The sequence below is a fragment of the Paenibacillus mucilaginosus 3016 genome, assembly GCF_000250655.1.
GTDB classification, from domain to species: Bacteria; Bacillota; Bacilli; order Paenibacillales; family NBRC-103111; genus Paenibacillus_G; species Paenibacillus_G mucilaginosus.
This window is the reverse complement of record NC_016935.1, coordinates 593,281-609,406: the sequence shown is the minus strand read 5'-3', so window position 1 is coordinate 609,406 and position 16,126 is coordinate 593,281. Positions and strand designations below refer to the sequence as shown.

Below are 16,126 nucleotides of genomic sequence, written 5' to 3'. Positions count from 1 at the left end.
ATATAGATGAATGGATCTCTGCTGCCTCACTTGTCATCTTTCGATTCTGGCCTGGTCCCCGCCTTCTATTCGGCGCCGTTCACAATATTGCGCGGCGCTCCTGCCAGGAAGGCCTCCACATTCCCCGCCGCCAGACCGAGCAGCCGGGTCCGAGCCTCGACCGTAGCCCAGGCGATATGCGGCGTAATCAGGCAGTTCCGGGCGGTCAGCAGCGGCTGGTCTGCCCCAGGCGGCTCCACCGACAGCACATCGAGCCCCGCACCGGCAAGCCGTCCTTCGTTCAGCGCATCCGCCAGATCCTGCTCGGCGATGAGTCCGCCGCGGGACGTATTGATGAGCAGGGCGGAAGGCTTCATAAGACGAAGCCGCTCCCGGTTCACGATCCTCTCCGTCTGCGGCGTCAGCGGGCAGTGCAGGGAGAGCACGTCGGAGACGGCGAACAGCTCGTCCACCGGCACCCACGGCACCTCCTCGAAGCCCGGCACCGCCTTCGGCTGCCTGCCGCTGACGATGACGTTCATGCCGAACGCCCTCGCGATGCCTGCCGTCCTCTGCCCGATGCGGCCGAAGCCCAGGATGCCGAAGGTTCGGCCGGTGAGCTCCAGCAGCGGCGACTTCGTGAAGCTGAAGTCGGCACTCCCCGTCCACTCGCCCGCATGAACGGCATCGCTGTGCAGCTTCACCTGCAGGGTCAGCTCCAGCAGCAGGGCGAAGACCAGCTGCGCCACGGAATCCGTGCTGTAATCCGGCACGTTCGCCACCGGAATGCCCCGCGCTGCCGCCGCCTCCCCATCCACAATATTGTATCCCGTCGCCAGCACGCCGATATACTTCAGCTTCGGCAGCCCTGCGATCGTCTCTGCGGTCAGCGGCGTCTTGTTCGTGAGCACGATCTCCGCTGTCTCCGCCCGCTCCACAATCCGCTCCGGCGGAGTCCGGTCATACACGGTTACTTCCCCAAGGGCCTCAAGCGGCCCCCAGTCCAAATCCCCCGGATTCAGGGTATATCCATCCAGAACCACGATTCGCATCCGTCGATCTCCCCCTATGCTCTTTCCCCGGCAGCCGCCCCAAGCCGGCAGCCGTACTTCCAATCCCTTCCTCCAGTGTACCTCTTGTCCGTCCATCCTCCCACCCTTTTTTAAAAAAATATAAGAAGTTATATCTCAGAAAAGCTGCCAAAAAAAACAAAAAAGACCACTCCGTACGAGCGGCCTTCCCTGCACCTGTCTTTAGGACAGATGCTCCTTGATGTACTGCAGGGCTTGGTCCACATGCCCCTTGACCTTCACCTTGCGCCATTCCTTCACAAGCACCCCGTTCTTGTCGATGATGAACGTCGACCGTTCGATGCCCATGTATTCCCTGCCGTACAGCTTCTTGAGCTGCCATACCCCGTAGGCTTCGGCCGCGGCGTGGTCCTCATCCGAAAGCAGAAGGAACGGCAGTCCGTACTTCGCAATGAACTTCTCGTGCTGCTTCACGGGATCCGGCGAGATGCCGAGAATGACGGCATCCGCCCCGCCGAATTCGTCTGCCCGGTCCCGCAGGTCGCAGGCCTGGTTCGTGCAGGTGGGGGTCATGTCTTTGGGATAAAAGTACAGGAGGACACTGCGTCCCCTAAAGTCCGAGAGCGATACTTCAGCGCCCCCCGTAGCGGGAAGGCGGAATTCAGGTGCCGGCTGTCCGACCGCTGCTGTCATAGATTGATCTCCTTATCCTGCGCCGTCTGCTCGGAAGGCAGACAGAGACTTTCACTCTACAGCATACCCGAGGCGCCGCTCCCGCATCAACTCCACCGCATCGTTCCCTCCATTACCCGGCCGAAGCGCTGCACGATGATTTCAGATAGGAAAGGGCTCGAGCCAGCCCTTCTCCTTGCTGCGGATGATCGCCTCGATCCGGTTCTTCACCCGGAGCTTCTCCAGGATTCCCGATATGTAATTCCGCACCGTGCCCCTTGAGAGATGAAGCACCCCAGCGATTTCCTGTGTGGTTTTGCCGCCCGCCACCAGGAGAAGCACTTCCTTCTCCCGCTCCGTCAGGGGATTCTCCTCGGGAGCGCTGTCCGCCAGCAGCTCACGCGTATAGACGCGCCGCCCGCTCATTACACTGCGAAGGGCTTTGAGCAGCTCCTCGCTCCCGCTGTCCTTGGACAGATAAGCGCTCACCCCGGCCTGAATGGCACGTTCAAAATAGCCTACCTGAACGAGAGCCGTCAGGATCACGACTTTACAGCTTCCTCCCTTGAGCCGCTCCGCCAGCTCCAGTCCCTTCATCCCCGGCAGCTGGATGTCGGTGATACAGATATCGGGCCGTACATCCGTTACAAGCTTCAATGCCTCTTCTCCCGTACATGCCTTGCCGACGATCTCAAAATCAGAATGGAGAGAAATCATGGCAGCCAAAGCATCCAGCAGCATTCTTTGGCCCTCTGCAATAACGATCCGTATCATTATGCACTCCCCTTTTCGGTCAGATTCGGACTTCGCCATTTCCCCGTGCGTTCCTCTTACCGGTCAAGCTTGGGACGGACCGTTCACCCGCCCCCTCCCTCAGCACAAATACCGCCCCTGCGGGATTCACGGTCCCGAATAGACGGAAGGGATGACCGAAGCCGGTTGATTGTTCTTCTTCAGCATACTGCCCATCTATGAACCGGGGATGACGGGAACCTTAAAAGAAGCTTAAAAAAGGATTAAATTTCCTTTCCTTAGCCCCCTCTCCCGCTCCCTCCTTCCAAAACAAAGGAGCCTCCCTAAGGAAGCTCCCTGTATGATTCGACCTGACGTTGTCCTTCGCATGATCTAGCAATGGATCAAGAGCCTGCGCCGCGGTACCGCTTCACGCCATAATTCCATACGGACAGGCCGATCGTCAGAAAGACGGCGCCTACGACCGGGGTGAGCAGCGCGAAGGCCCCCCAGTTCTCCCTGTCGAGGAAGTAGGCCGCCGGGTAGAAGCCCACGAAACCGAACGGCAGCACCCACGTCAGCAGCAGCGAGAGGCCGCGGTTGTAGATCGTCATCGGATAGCGGCCGTAGTTCTGCAGATTCCACAGCAGCGCAGTAATGCCGGTCGGGGAATCCGAGAAGAACGAGAGCGCGGTGAAAAAGATATAGATGCCCCCGTAGATCATCATGGAGCCGAGGACGAGCAGTACGAATACCAGCGGATCGTACCACATCATGCCAAGGTCCAGTTGTGTCCACGAATACCCCATAATGAGCAGTCCGACCAGCGCCGAGAAGAGCGAGGAGGGATCCATGTTCTCGAGCATAAGCTGCACGAGATTGTGGGCCGGCCGCGTCAGGATCCGGTCCATCTCCCCTTTGACGATGTACTTCTCGCTGAAGCCCCACAGGTTGAAAAAGGTAATGAACAGCCCGTACGGCACCATGAAGTAGCCGTAGATGAACAGAATCTGCTGCTCGTTCCAGCCTCCGATCGCCGCCGTATGGCCGAACACCACCAGAATGAAGAACAGGTTAAGCCCGTTGAACAGCAGATCCGACAGCACCTCGATCCAGAAGTCGGAGCGGTAGGTGAGCCGGGTTTTCATATAGTTCTTAAGATAGTCGAAGACCAGTCCCCCGTAGAATCTCATGCGCATCAACCCCCTTGCACGAACAGGCGCGTACGCGCGCCCCGCCAGAGTAAGAACAGCGGAATGATGAGCAGGACGAACCACACGAGCTGTACCGCGAACACATTCCACGCGCCGATCCCCGCGACTTTCCCCGTGAAGACCGAGCCCGGCAGATAGGTGATAGCCGGGAACGGCAGCAGGTTGATGATACCCTGGGACCACTCCGGGAAGAAGGACATCGGTACGACCAGACCCGAGAACAGGTCCACCGCGACCCGCTTCATCCGCATCAGCCCCTCGTTGTTCTCCAGGAAGAAGGCGAACAGCCCCGTGATGATGTTGATCTGCGTGTTGATCAGGAAGCTGAGGAACAGCATCCCAAGGAACACGATCCATACGCCCGGATCCGTCGGCAGCTTCACCGGGAAGAGCAGCGAGACGATGACCATGCCCGGCGTGGAGAACAGCAGCAGGCGGAACAGGCCTTCGCCAAGGCCCTGCATCATCTTTACAATAATATAGTTATAGGGACGGATGAACTGGATCGCCACGCTGCCGTCCTTGATCTCATTGGCAATTTCCCGGTCCAGGTTGTTAAAATAAAACGCCCGCGCCATCCACGATACGGCCACATAGGTCGTCATCTGGGTCAAGGTCAGGCCCCCCAGCACTTCCTTGCTGCCGTAGATGGCTTTCCATAAGAAATAATAAGCGCCGATATTCAGTGAATAGATAATAATGCCGCTGTAGTAATTCACCCGGTAAGCCAACATCATGAGGAACCGCATCCGGATGATCTCGAAATACGCGCTACCCATGAAGCGTCACTTCCGTTTCCCGGGCCGGCTTCGTCTCCGCCGAACCCGACTTGTAGATCTCCCGCACGATATCATCGGTCGTCGTCTCAATAATCTTGATGTCCTCGATCGCCACCGCATTCACCACGCGGCCGAGCACTTCCGACACGCCCGCCTGCTCCTGCGGAATCCAGACCTTCGCCGTCATCTCGTTGTCGAGGGACCAATGCACCTCGAGCCCAGCCGTCAGCTCCTTCAGCCGCTGAAGGGAAGCCGGCTGCGCGAAGCGCAGGATGACCTCTTTGCCTTTGCCCCAGCGGTTCTTGAGCTCCTCCAGGCCTCCGTCATAGATGATGCGGCCGTCATCCAGCATGATCACCCGGGAGCACAGCGCCTCGATATCCTGCAGGTCATGCGTCGTGAGCAGGATCGTCGTGCCGAACCGCTGATTGATCGATTTCAGGAATTCGCGGATCTCCGTCTTCACCACAATGTCGAGACCGATCGTCGGTTCGTCGAGGAACAGAATCTTCGGATTGTGAATGAGCGAAGCCGCGAGCTCACAGCGCATCCGCTGGCCGAGACTCAGCTTCCGTACGGGACGGTTCAGCAGCTCGCCGAGCTGCAGCCGGTCGGTCAGCTCGGCGAGACGTTCGCGGTAGTCGGCATCTTCCACACGGTATACCTTCTTCAGCAGCTGGAAGGATTCCACCACCCCGAGGTCCCACCACAGCTGGCTGCGCTGTCCGAACACGACACCGATGCCGCGGACGAACTTCTCCCTTTCTTTATAGGGAATGTACCCGTTCACCCGGATCTCTCCGGCCGTAGGAACGAGGATGCCCGTAAGCATCTTGATCGTGGTCGACTTGCCCGCCCCGTTCTCTCCTATGTAACCGCAGATCTCCCCCTCGGGAATCTGGAAGGAGATGTCTTTTACGGCGCGAACTTGGTTATACTCTCTTCTAAACAGATCACGAACGGCCCCTTTCAGCCCCTCGCGGTTTTTTTGGACCATGAACTCCTTGCGCAGTCCATGGACGTCGATCGCCAGCGTCACTGCCAACACACGCCTTTCTGTCATATTTTGACGAAGCTTGCAGGGAAGCCTCCCCAGCTTTTATAATGGGTCATAATGATTTACCCGCACCTGCGCATGACACGGACGCTCACTCCAAATGTTATTTAGGTGAGATTAGCATGCCCTTCTCCCGGGATTCGGTCCCGGCCGCTAAATATCAGAAAAAGAACTGGAGCCCATCACAGCACGAAGCATTCTGATATTCAAGAAAGGAACCGATCGATTATGGCCCGTACGCTCAAATGGACTTTTGGTTTATTGATTACGATCTTGCTTGTCGGCATTGGTTATTTTACATATTCTTTTCTCCGCTTCGCAAACCAGATCCAGGACGACCCCGCTTCACCCAAATGGGGAGGGCTGACCCCCAAGCAGGTGGCTACTAACGAATCTTACACCCCGCCGAAGTGGGAAGGCAAGCAGCGTGTGAACGTGCTGATCCTCGGTGGCGATTCGCGGGGACTCAAGAAGAACGAGATTCCCCGTTCGGACTCGATCATGGTCGCTTCCATCGACCCTGTAACGAAGAAGGCGTATCTCTTCTCTATCCTGCGGGATACGTATGTCAAGATTCCGGGTCACGGTGACGACCGGATCAACACGGCTATTGCTACGGGCGGACCGAATCTCGCCATGAAGACGGTGAGCGACCTGCTCGGCATTCCGGTACAGTATTATGTCTATACGGACTTTAAAGGCTTCATTGCCCTGATTGATGCGATCGGCGGCATTGAGATTGACGTGGAGAAGGACATGAAGTACAAGGATTCTGCCGACGGCCACGAATATGACATCAACCTGAAGAAAGGCCTGCAGCAGCTCGACGGCAAGAAGGCGCTGCAGTATGTCCGCTTCCGGCATGATGCGCTGAGCGACTTCTCGAGAACGGAGCGGCAGCGCAAATTCATCCAGGCGGTGGCGGTTAAGATGCAGTCGACCGGCTCGCTTATCCGGCTCCCCAAGGTACTGAACAGCATCGATCCTTATATCTCGACCAACCTGACAACCACCGATATGCTGAAGCTCGGCACCCTGGCTTATGAGGCGAAGACCGAAGGCATGATCTCCTCGCAGATTCCGCCGACGGAGCTCGTGATCGAGAAGCGGGTAGGCGGCGCCGAAGTCATCAGCGTCAACAAAGACAAGCTGCAGAATTACATCAAGGCCCTGTTCGAAGGGCGCGATCCGTTCGCCCCGGCCGAGAAAGCCGGCACCAAGAGCGGCAGCGGGACAAGCACCACGAAGAAGCAGTAGGTAAGAACTTGGTTTATGTCCCAAATGATACATGCCGCGAAAGTTCCATGGTGTTAAAAATGTGTGAATCCGCAGGAAACGATCGTTTAAGGAGACCGATGAGGTCTCTTTTTTCTTTTACCCGCGATCTCGTTTTACTTTTACCGTTGAAACCGCGTTTTACTTTACCATTGAGATCCCTGTGTATGTTTACATTTGAAATCTCCTTTTCCCTGGCTGCGGCATGGAGTCTGCGCTTTGGACACCAACTGCCTGCTATGCTTTTTATCCCCCTCGCTGAAGCTTCCAACTGTTACACTGTACTGTTTCGGGGCGCTTCCGCTTCTGTTACACTTCTCCACATCGAACTCATTTCCACACATTATCCAAGGAGGAATTTCCCCATGCCTGAACAAGGATTCGAATCGCAAGCCCCCCTTTCTCTGCCGAGATTGATATTATCGACGCGTTTGCAGAAGGACCGTTCCGCGGCAACCCCGCAGCCGTCACCCTGCTCGAGGTTCAACCCGCGGAATCATGGCTGCAGCAGGTGGCTATGGAGATGAACCTGTCCGAAACCGCCTTCCTGTGGAAGCAGGAGGACGGCAGCTACCGGCTCCGCTGGTTCACCCCGGCGGTCGAAGTCGATCTCTGCGGCCATGCCACACTGGCCAGTGCTCATTATCTCTGGGACCGCGGCCTGGAGGATCCGCAGACCGTGCTGCAGTTCCACACCCGCAGCGGCCTGCTGAAGGCGGAGAGAACAGAGGACGGGCGGATTGTGCTCGACTTCCCTTTGAAGCCGATCCGTCCGCTTTCCCTGGAAGAGCACGGCCTGGCGGAACAGATCGGGAAAATACTCGGCGGCGTTCTTCCCGCCGCCGCGGCTACGGACGGTGACGATCTCATTCTGGAGTTCTCCACGCAGGAGACAGTCCTCAGCCTGAGCCCGGATTATGCCCTGCTTGGGGCACTGCCTTACCGCGGTCTGCTCGCCACCTCCCGCTCGTCCGAGGAACGCTATGACTTCGCTTCCCGCTGCTTCTTCCCGTCCCTTGGAATCAATGAAGATCCGGTCACCGGCTCGGCGCACTGCTCTCTTCTGCCTTACTGGCACGGCAAGCTCGGCCAGGAGCGGATGACCGCCATCCAGTGCTCCCCAAGAACAGGCGTGCTCCACCTCGAGAAGACCGGTGACCGCATCCGAATCGCCGGCGAGGCCGTCACCATGCTCCAGGGCCGCTTAACCCATGCCCCAGCGTAAGTAAGGACGGTGTTTCCCCTTCGCAGGGCGATCGCTTATAATGAGTAAGATGGACTGGGAGGCGCCCCGCTTCGGGGCGCTTCCCTGTTCCTTCACTATAGATGAGAATCGCTTTGGGAGGTTATACATATGAGCCAGCATTCATCCGCAGGGGACGCCAGACCTCGCTCCTCTTCCTTATATCAAGAAGCGCTCCAGCATATCGTAGGCGGTGTCAACTCGCCGTCCCGGTCGTTCAAGGCCGTAGGCGGAGGGGCCCCTGTCTTTATGAAGCGCGGGCAGGGAGCCTACTTCTGGGACGAGGACGGCAACCGCTACATCGACTATCTGGCGGCTTACGGCCCCGTCATCCTCGGCCATGCCCACCCGCATGTCACGGCCGCGATCGTGCGTGCCGCCGAGAACGGGACGCTGTACGGTACGCCGACCGAGCTTGAGATCCGCTTCGCCCGCATGCTGAAGGAAGCGATCCCCTCGCTCGACAAGGTCCGTTTCGTCAACTCGGGCACGGAAGCGGTCATGACGACGATCCGCGTGGCCCGCGCCTATACCGGCCGCAGCAAGATCATCAAGTTCGCCGGCTGCTACCACGGCCATTCGGATCTGGTGCTCGTCGCCGCAGGCTCCGGCCCTTCCACCCTCGGAATCCCGGACAGTGCCGGGATTCCGGTCTCCATCGCGCACGAGGTGATTACCGTGCCGTTCAATGACCCTAAGGCGCTGGACGAAGCGCTCGCCCGCTGGGGCGATGATGTCGCCGCCGTCATGGTCGAGCCTATCGTCGGCAACTTCGGCATGGTGATGCCGCAGCCCGGCTTCCTCGAGGCGCTGTGCGGCGCGGCCCGGCGCAACGGCTCCCTCGTCATCTACGACGAGGTCATTACCGCCTTCCGCTTCCACTACGGCGCCGCCTCCACGTTCGCCGGGCTTCCGGCGGGCACCGACTACGCGGCCATCGAGCCGGACCTGACGGCGCTCGGCAAGATCATCGGCGGCGGGCTGCCGATCGGCGCCTACGGCGGGCGGGCGGAGATCATGTCGCAGGTGGCTCCGCTGGGTCCGGCCTACCAGGCCGGCACCATGGCGGGCAACCCCGCTTCGATCTCGGCCGGCATCGCCTGCCTGGAGGCTCTGAGCGAGCCGGGCACCTACGAGCGCCTCGACCGGCTCGGCGCGATGCTCGAAGAGGGGCTTGCCGCGGCTGCAGCACAGCACGGCATCCCGCTGACGATCAACCGCATCCGCGGCGCTTTGTCCACTCATTTCTGCTCCCATCCGGTAACCAACTATGAGGAAGCGCAGGATACCGACGGTGAGAGCTTCGCTTCCTTTTTCCGCCATATGCTGGCCGAGGGAGTCTGTCTGGCCCCGTCCAAATATGAGGCCTGGTTCACGACGACCGCCCACACGGAAGCCGATATTGCATACACCATCGAAGCGGCAAACCGTGCTTTCGCCCGCATGAAATAAAAAGCCTTTCCCCATAACAAAAATATTTATCACTACAATCACGAACTATTATCACTAAGAGATAATAGTTCGTTCGTTTTTTATGGAACACACAAAATCGTAAGAAAATTGCCTTTATTCACCACGTATGCACAATAGATAACGCTTACAATTGGTTCCTTTGCCGAAAGTTCTATTGTCTCAAAGACATTTTCATGGTATCCTATAACTACTTTATAACCCAATATCATCGGCTAATTGTAAGGTTTTCGCCATGATAGCCACGAGGATATGCGCTCATTTTGTCGACTTGGGCACATTTATTTTTTTAATTATGGCCCAGTGTTCTTACCTGATTTCAGGTGTAAGGACGCGTCGGCAACGCCATTTATGCAGAATAATTGTATTTTTATTCATCCGTTCTGCCCATTTGGCTTTGTCCGCTTTCTTTGCAGCAGCATCGGGGGTCCGGTGCCCTTCCGCGGGTTGAAGCGTTAGGAGCTCGTCCCCATGATTTAGAGTCGGTATAGAGCCTCGCTATATACTTTCTAAGATCATGTACAGAACCTTCTATTATGGACGAAACCGCAACTTAATTACATGGGAGGTGACGGTCAGCCTGCTGACCACTAGAATGAATCAAGTTATGCGTGATGAAGGCCGCTTTCAGAATCTCTTGGCCACCGAACATGACTCCTGCGGCATCATTTGTATTGTAGAGAAAGACGGTTTTCCATCCCGTGACAACATCCAGAAAACGATTGAAGCTCTTGTTAAGATGGAGCATCGTTCGGGATTCATCAACGGTGAAGGCGACGGCTGTGGGATCCTGACGGATATTCCAAGAGCCCTCTGGGAGAAGAAACTCCAAGAGAACGGTCTCGACGGCAAGCTTGCATACGACGAGCATTTCTCCGTAGCCCACATTTTCGTTCCGCGCAAGCTCGACCTGACGGTTGCCCAGATGCAGGAAGGCATCCGCGCCCTGTTCGCGAAGTTCGGCGTCTCCATCCTGATGGAGCAGGAGAACCAGGTGGACAGCTCCGTCCTCGGTCCGAACGGCCGCAATGACGAGCCTACGTTCTGGCAGATCGCAGGCCTCTGCGAGAAGCAGGAAGTGAAAGTTGCCGATCACCTCTTCGAGCTTCATGTTGCGATCGAAGATCAGTACACCGTACACGTCGCCACACTGAGCAACGTAACCGCGGCTTACAAGGTCATGGGTGCCGCAAGCATCCTGCCGAAATATTTTAACGATACCCGCGACCCGCTGTTCGCAGCGCAGGTCACGATCGGACATAATCGTTATTCCACGAACACCCAGTCGAGCTTCTTCCGCGTTCAGCCTTTCTCCCTCCTCGGCCACAACGGCGAGATCAACACGGTGAAGAAGCTGCGTATCGAAGCTGACATGGTCGGCGTACCGCTCGTCGACGGGGGCAGTGACTCCCAGGACATGAACCGTACGATCGAGACGTTCATTCACCGTTCCGGCATGTCCCTGTTCGAAGCGATGGAAGTCGTCTTCCCGCCGATCCATAACGAGATGAAGCTGTTCCGTCCGGAGCTGCAGGATCTCTATGTGTACTACCGCCAGACTTGGGGCCACTTCGCTCAAGGACCTGCCGGTATCGTATCCCGCTACGGCAATGAGTGTATCTTCAGCGTCGATGCCCTCGGTCTTCGTCCGGTATGGATGGTGGAGAGCGAAACTTCGCTGTACTTCTCCTCCGAGCAGGGCGTAATTACGGTCGGCGAGATGGTTGCCGATCCGAAGCCGATCGCACCGGGCGAGAAAATCGGTGTCGTGCTGACACCGGGCGAGCATATCCAGGTAATCCCTTACTACGAAGTGCAGAACCTGGTACTGAAGCGCGCAGCGGCACGCGTAGGGCTGGACGGCCTCCGCAAGCACCTGGTGCAGGAAGTAGCTGTAAGCGAAGCGGCTCCATCGGCTGACATCGTACCTACCGATGCGGTATACAGCGCGTTCGGCTGGGACCGCGACGGGATCACGATGATCGAGTCTACTGCCGAAACCGGCGCCGAGCCGATCCGTTCCCTGGGCCACGACAGCCCGCATGCGGCCCTCGCATGGGAGCGCCAGAACATTCCGGACTTCATCAAGGAAAGCGTAGCTGTCGTAACGAACCCGGCGATTGACCGTGACCGCGAAATGGAGCACTTCTCCACCCGCGTCGTTGTCGGTCCGCGTCCGAAAGTATACGGCGAGCCGGACGCCCGCCCTCGCGTCGAGATTCTGTACCCTGTCGTGCTCGAAGGCAGCAACGGGATCGATTCTCTGGCCGAGCTCAAGCAGCCTAGCCTGGAGCAGCTCGTGAACCTCTTCGGCGGCCCGAACGGTGCCAACGTTGCTGTGCTCTCGACGACGTTCCCTCGCGGCGGTTCGCTTGAAGCAGCCCTCAATGAGCTGGCGGCTGAAGCGGTCCGTGCCGTGAAGAACGGTGCTATGCTGGTTGTCCTCGACGACAGCGAAGCGCACCAGAACGACCGTCTGTGGATGGATCCGCATCTGGCCGTATCCAAGGTCGATATCGCCCTCAGAGCCGAGAAGCTCGGATTCGGCGACAACCTGCGCCGCCAGACGACGATCGTCCTGCGCAGCGCGGCGATCCGCAACCTGCATGACATCGCTGTGGCCTGTGGCCTTGGCGCAGACGTTCTGTCTCCATACATCATGTTCGCTACCGCCGCTTCCAAAGACGGCGCGCCGGCGGCACGCAAAGTATTCACGGCTCTCATGAAGGGCCTGGAGAAAGTCATCTCCACGATCGGTACGCACGAGCTGCGCGGCTACACCCGCTTCTTCTCGTCCATCGGCCTCAAGCCGGAGCTTGCCGACGTGCTCGATATCGTGAACTACCTCGGCAGCGACAAAGCCGGTACGGGTTATGCCGAGCTGGAAGCCGAAGCCGAAGCCCGCTACAACGACTTCTCGAACCCGAAAGCCAAGGCGGCGAAGAACTTCCGCTTCTTCCAGCGCATGTGGAAGGCTCTCGGCGACGCAGCTTCCGGCGCGGCTCCTTACACGGACTACCGCGACAAGCTTCGTGAAGAAGAGAAGAAGAACGCCATCTCGATCCGTCACGTTGCCGGATTCGACTTCGAGAAGGCACACAGCGAAGGCCGCAAGCCGCTTGAACCGTCGCAGGTCGAGATCGGTATCGGCGGACACAGCCTGCCGATGCTCATCTCCTCGATGTCCTTCGGCTCGCAGAACGAAACAGCTTTCCGTGCTTATGCCGAAGCCGGCGAACGCCTCAACATGGTTACCATGAACGGCGAAGGCGGAGAGATCAAAGACATGCTCGGCAAATACAAGCGTACGCGCGGTGCGCAGGTCGCTTCCGGCCGTTTCGGCGTTAACGTCGAGCTCGCGAATGCCGTAGCATTCCTTGAAATCAAGATCGGTCAAGGCGCGAAGCCGGGCGAAGGCGGTCACCTGCCGGGCTCCAAGGTTACGGCCAAGATCGCAGCGGCACGGAACGCCACGATCGGTTCCGACCTGATCTCGCCATCCAACAACCACGATATCTACTCGATCGAGGACCTGGCACAGATCATCTCGGAGCTTAAGGAAGCTTCCGGCCGCAAGGCACAGATTATCGTTAAGATTCCGGTCGTACCGGGTGTCGGCACCATCGCCGTCGGCGTAGCCAAGGCCGGCGCGGACGTCATCACGCTCTCCGGCTTCGACGGAGGTACAGGTGCGGCGCGTATTCACTCCATCACGCATGTAGGTCTGCCTACCGAGATCGGAACGAAGCTCGCTCACTTGGCCCTGATCGACGCAGGCCTTCGCCACCGCGTTGAACTGTGGTCCGACGGCGGCATGAAGTCCGGCCAGGACGTCGTTAAGATGGTCATGCTCGGCGCCAACCGTGTCGGCTTCGGTTCCATCGCGATGCAGTCCATCGGATGTACGACCTGCCGCGGCTGCCACCTGGATACCTGCCACGTAGGTATCGCTACGCAGATCGACTCCATGGAAGAAGCCGAAGAGAAAGGTCTTCGCCGCTTCGTACCTCGCGTGTACGATCTCGCCGTAGACGGCCTTGTCCGGATCTTCAGCGGTATCGGTGAAGAGATTCGCGAGACGGTTGCCCAGCTCGGCTTCAAGAACCTGCAGGAACTCGTCGGCCGTTCCGACCTGCTCCAGCAGATCTCGCACCTCGAGCGCATCGACCTGTCCGACCTGCTCCGTCCGGCTCCGCTCTCCTTCGCTGCTGCGCAGGAAGCTCATGCTGAAGTGGCTGCAGCCGTATCGTCCGATATCCGGATCGCTGCCGGCGCCGAAGGCCAAGAGTTCTTCCCGGATGCCGTATCGTTCCACGCACCGGTTGAACGCACTTGGAGCAAAGTCGATGCCGAATCCCGTATTCTCGGGGCACGCTATGCGAGCCACCGCGTAAGAGACCGCTTCGACGGCAGCTACGACAGCCTGCCAGCGGTGAACATCACGATGACCGAAGGTTCCGTACCGGGTAACGGTCTGGCCGCATTCAACGCCCGCGGCGTAGACATCACGGTACACGGTGGTGCGGAAGACGGCGTCGGCAAGATGTCCCTCGGCGGTAAGGTTGCCATCCTGAAGGCTCACAGCAAGCACAAGCAGTTCATCAACGGTTCCGTTGGTAAATCGTTCGGTTACGGCGCTCAGAAGGGTCTGTTCCTGATCCAGGGCAATGCCGATACCCGTGCCTGCATCCGCTTCTCGGGCGCAGACGTTGTCTTCGGCGGCGAGATTACCACTCCGCTCCGTGACGATCTGGGCGGCCTCGCTTCCCGTGCGAACCTGAAGGGCTTTGCATTCGAGTACATGACCAACGGCCGTGCCGTAGTTCTCGGCGACCCAGGTCCATGGATCTGCGCAGGGATGACCGGCGGCGTGATCTACCAGCGTCTCGTTCCTGAGATGGGACTGGATCAAGCGGCTATCGAGCGCCGTATCGCCAAGGGTGCCAAAGTGAAGATCGAACAGATCGGCGTCCAAAGCGTCAAGGATCTGAACGAGCTGCTCGGCGCTTATCGCGAAGAGCTCGCGAAATCCGGTCAAACGGAAGCCGCAGCAACGATCGACGGTCTGCTGGCGAACCTGCAGGCGAACTTCGTCCGGATCGCTCCGGTGAACCTGCAAGCCGACCAATCCGTAGCTACGGAGTAGGCCGCTCTTTAAGCAGTATGCTTCAAAGCTAACTCTACAAGATTTTTTAACAGCCTCCTGCCTGCAGGGGGCTGTTTTCTTTGTCCCTATAAAGTGAGACGTGGACGCAGCAGCCCATACAAGATTACTCTCGAGAAAGGTCCCTGATCCATGCCGGATGATCTGATTGGGGCTTGTGCCCTTACTGTTATTATTGCTGCTTTTACTTGCCATCACAGATCCATCGCACCTCATGCTCTTTACGCCTTCCCAGCTTAGTTGTATAATGTTTGTACAATCATACAGTAAGGGTAAATATCTAAATATAACTTTAACTGCTGACTGCCGGATTGGTTTATACTTCTAATGCTCCCCTCATTCTTGCACTAATCCCAATCCACCATTCATATCTATAACTTATCACTCGATAAGCTGAGGGAGGAGCCCAGATGCCCGACGAACTGTACCGCGCAAGCCAAGAAGGAGATCATGATGTTTTCCCCTGCGTCTGGTATGCCTTAGGCTGGTCCAAAGAATTGAAGCAAGGGCGGCTTCTTAGGAAAAGGATTGCCGGACGTGATCTCGTTCTGTTCCGGGACTCAGCAGGCACTGTACAGGCGCTTCATGCCTACTGTCCGCACCGCGGGGCAGACTTGTCGCTTGGAAGCTGCGAAGGCGATCTGCTGCGCTGCCCTTATCATGCCTGGACCTTTAAAGGGGATGGTACCTGCACCTCCATTCCTGCCCATCCGGACAGACCGATTCCCAGCTTTGCACATACCCTCGCTTACCCGGTACAAGAACAAGCAGGCCTGCTGTGGGTTTACCCCATGACGATGCGCGAACTTAACGGCAGGAAGCCTGAACCTCCTGCCTTATTTCCCGAATTGGACGATCCGGATCTTGTGCTGGCTCCCTATGATGCCGTGTGGGAGGCCCATCTGACCCGAGTCATCGAGAGCGTAATCGATGTGGCCCACGTTCCCATCGTCCACCGGCGCACGATCGGGCGGAACAGCTCGTCCAACATTCACATTGATTTTGAAGCCGAAGGAGACCGGATCACGATACGCAACGGCAGCGGACTGCTGAACTACCGCTTTCCCCAGCAGTGGCTCCTGACACCGGCCGAGCCGCGGCGCAGCCGGTTCACCAATTATGTTACCTTCAGCCCGGTGGACCGGGAGGTTACGGCGATTTTCGGTTATGCCGGCAGGAACTTTGCCAAGTTTCCGGGTGTGAGCCGTATTTTCTCCCTTTACAGCGCCCAGGTGCTGGATGAAGACCGTGCTGTCGTTGAGAGCCAGCACCCGCGTCCCATCCCGGATGCCCTGCGCATGGAAGCCCATGTGGGGGCCGACGGTCCTCAGGTCCGGTTCCGGCAGCGCTGGTACCAGTTCTTGACCGGTGAAGAGCCCCGGATATCCGCCCAAGATCGCTTACGCTGAAGGTGACGGCCCCGTATATGCTTCAGACAGGTCAGCACAAGCCCAGCCGCTGCCCCTTATAAAGAAAAGATGCCCTCTCCATTAGGAAAGAGCACCTTCTT

Annotated in this window: 11 protein-coding genes; 5 read left to right on the top strand and 6 right to left on the bottom strand. The window is 57.9% G+C overall.

Annotated elements, in window-relative coordinates:
* Nucleotides 1-65: 65 nt before the first annotated feature.
* The 6 genes from PM3016_RS02770 to PM3016_RS02745 form a co-directional block, all read right to left on the bottom strand.
* Entirely contained in the window at nt 66-1,031 is a 966-nt protein-coding gene (locus PM3016_RS02770; RefSeq protein ID WP_013914362.1) for a D-2-hydroxyacid dehydrogenase, read from the bottom strand.
* A gap of 201 nt (nt 1,032-1,232) precedes the next feature.
* Nucleotides 1,233-1,703 (bottom strand): thioredoxin-dependent thiol peroxidase, encoded by a 471-nt coding sequence (bcp, locus tag PM3016_RS02765; RefSeq protein ID WP_013914360.1) that lies wholly within the window; start codon nt 1,701-1,703, stop codon nt 1,233-1,235.
* Nucleotides 1,704-1,844: 141 nt separating this feature from the next.
* Nucleotides 1,845-2,456 carry a response regulator transcription factor gene (locus tag PM3016_RS02760; protein WP_013914359.1) on the bottom strand — a complete coding sequence of 204 codons (612 nt, stop codon included), beginning with the start codon at nt 2,454-2,456 and terminating at the stop codon, nt 1,845-1,847.
* Nucleotides 2,457-2,818: 362 nt separating this feature from the next.
* Complete coding sequence (locus tag PM3016_RS02755; protein WP_013914358.1) at nt 2,819-3,607, bottom strand: ABC transporter permease; 789 nt, start codon at nt 3,605-3,607, stop codon at nt 2,819-2,821.
* A 5-nt stretch (nt 3,608-3,612) separates the two neighbouring features.
* A complete protein-coding gene (locus PM3016_RS02750; RefSeq protein ID WP_013914357.1) occupies nt 3,613-4,407 on the bottom strand; it encodes an ABC transporter permease in 795 nt (264 codons plus the stop codon).
* Nucleotides 4,400-5,470, bottom strand: a complete 1,071-nt coding sequence (locus PM3016_RS02745) for an ABC transporter ATP-binding protein (RefSeq protein WP_041616487.1) — start codon at nt 5,468-5,470, stop codon at nt 4,400-4,402. Before PM3016_RS02745 ends, PM3016_RS02750 begins: the two co-directional genes overlap by 8 nt.
* Nucleotides 5,471-5,692: 222 nt before the next feature.
* On the opposite strand from PM3016_RS02745, the gene PM3016_RS02740 reads away from it, so the two are divergent.
* The 5 genes from PM3016_RS02740 (at nt 5,693) to PM3016_RS02720 (ending at nt 16,025) form a co-directional block, all read left to right on the top strand.
* Nucleotides 5,693-6,721, top strand: a complete 1,029-nt coding sequence (locus PM3016_RS02740; protein ID WP_013914355.1) for an LCP family protein — start codon at nt 5,693-5,695, stop codon at nt 6,719-6,721.
* A 397-nt stretch (nt 6,722-7,118) separates the two neighbouring features.
* Nucleotides 7,119-7,964 (top strand): PhzF family phenazine biosynthesis protein, encoded by an 846-nt coding sequence (locus PM3016_RS02735; RefSeq protein ID WP_337999631.1) that lies wholly within the window; start codon nt 7,119-7,121, stop codon nt 7,962-7,964.
* 129 nt (nt 7,965-8,093) lie between these two features.
* Nucleotides 8,094-9,434 (top strand): glutamate-1-semialdehyde 2,1-aminomutase, encoded by a 1,341-nt coding sequence (locus PM3016_RS02730; RefSeq protein WP_014368342.1) that lies wholly within the window; start codon nt 8,094-8,096, stop codon nt 9,432-9,434.
* 625 nt (nt 9,435-10,059) lie between these two features.
* Nucleotides 10,060-14,598 carry a glutamate synthase-related protein gene (locus tag PM3016_RS02725; RefSeq protein WP_187298022.1) on the top strand — a complete coding sequence of 1,513 codons (4,539 nt, stop codon included), beginning with the start codon at nt 10,060-10,062 and terminating at the stop codon, nt 14,596-14,598.
* 428 nt (nt 14,599-15,026) lie between these two features.
* On the top strand, nt 15,027-16,025 hold the full coding sequence (locus tag PM3016_RS02720; protein ID WP_014368340.1) for an aromatic ring-hydroxylating oxygenase subunit alpha: 999 nt from the start codon (nt 15,027-15,029) through the stop codon (nt 16,023-16,025).
* Nucleotides 16,026-16,126 lie beyond the last annotated feature (101 nt).

Excerpts from the sequence above, each read along its gene's own strand:
- PM3016_RS02770 (WP_013914362.1), bottom strand. The coding sequence starts at position 1,031 with ATGCGAATCGTGGTTCTGGATGGATATACCCTGAATCCGGGGGATTTG.
- bcp (WP_013914360.1), bottom strand. The coding sequence starts at position 1,703 with ATGACAGCAGCGGTCGGACAGCCGGCACCTGAATTCCGCCTTCCCGCT.
- PM3016_RS02760 (WP_013914359.1), bottom strand. The coding sequence starts at position 2,456 with ATGATACGGATCGTTATTGCAGAGGGCCAAAGAATGCTGCTGGATGCT.
- PM3016_RS02755 (WP_013914358.1), bottom strand. The coding sequence starts at position 3,607 with ATGAGATTCTACGGGGGACTGGTCTTCGACTATCTTAAGAACTATATG.
- PM3016_RS02750 (WP_013914357.1), bottom strand. The coding sequence starts at position 4,407 with ATGGGTAGCGCGTATTTCGAGATCATCCGGATGCGGTTCCTCATGATG.
- PM3016_RS02745 (WP_041616487.1), bottom strand. The coding sequence starts at position 5,470 with ATGACAGAAAGGCGTGTGTTGGCAGTGACGCTGGCGATCGACGTCCAT.
- PM3016_RS02740 (WP_013914355.1), top strand. The coding sequence starts at position 5,693 with ATGGCCCGTACGCTCAAATGGACTTTTGGTTTATTGATTACGATCTTG.
- PM3016_RS02730 (WP_014368342.1), top strand. The coding sequence starts at position 8,094 with ATGAGCCAGCATTCATCCGCAGGGGACGCCAGACCTCGCTCCTCTTCC.
- PM3016_RS02725 (WP_187298022.1), top strand. The coding sequence starts at position 10,060 with ATGCGTGATGAAGGCCGCTTTCAGAATCTCTTGGCCACCGAACATGAC.
- PM3016_RS02720 (WP_014368340.1), top strand. The coding sequence starts at position 15,027 with ATGCCCGACGAACTGTACCGCGCAAGCCAAGAAGGAGATCATGATGTT.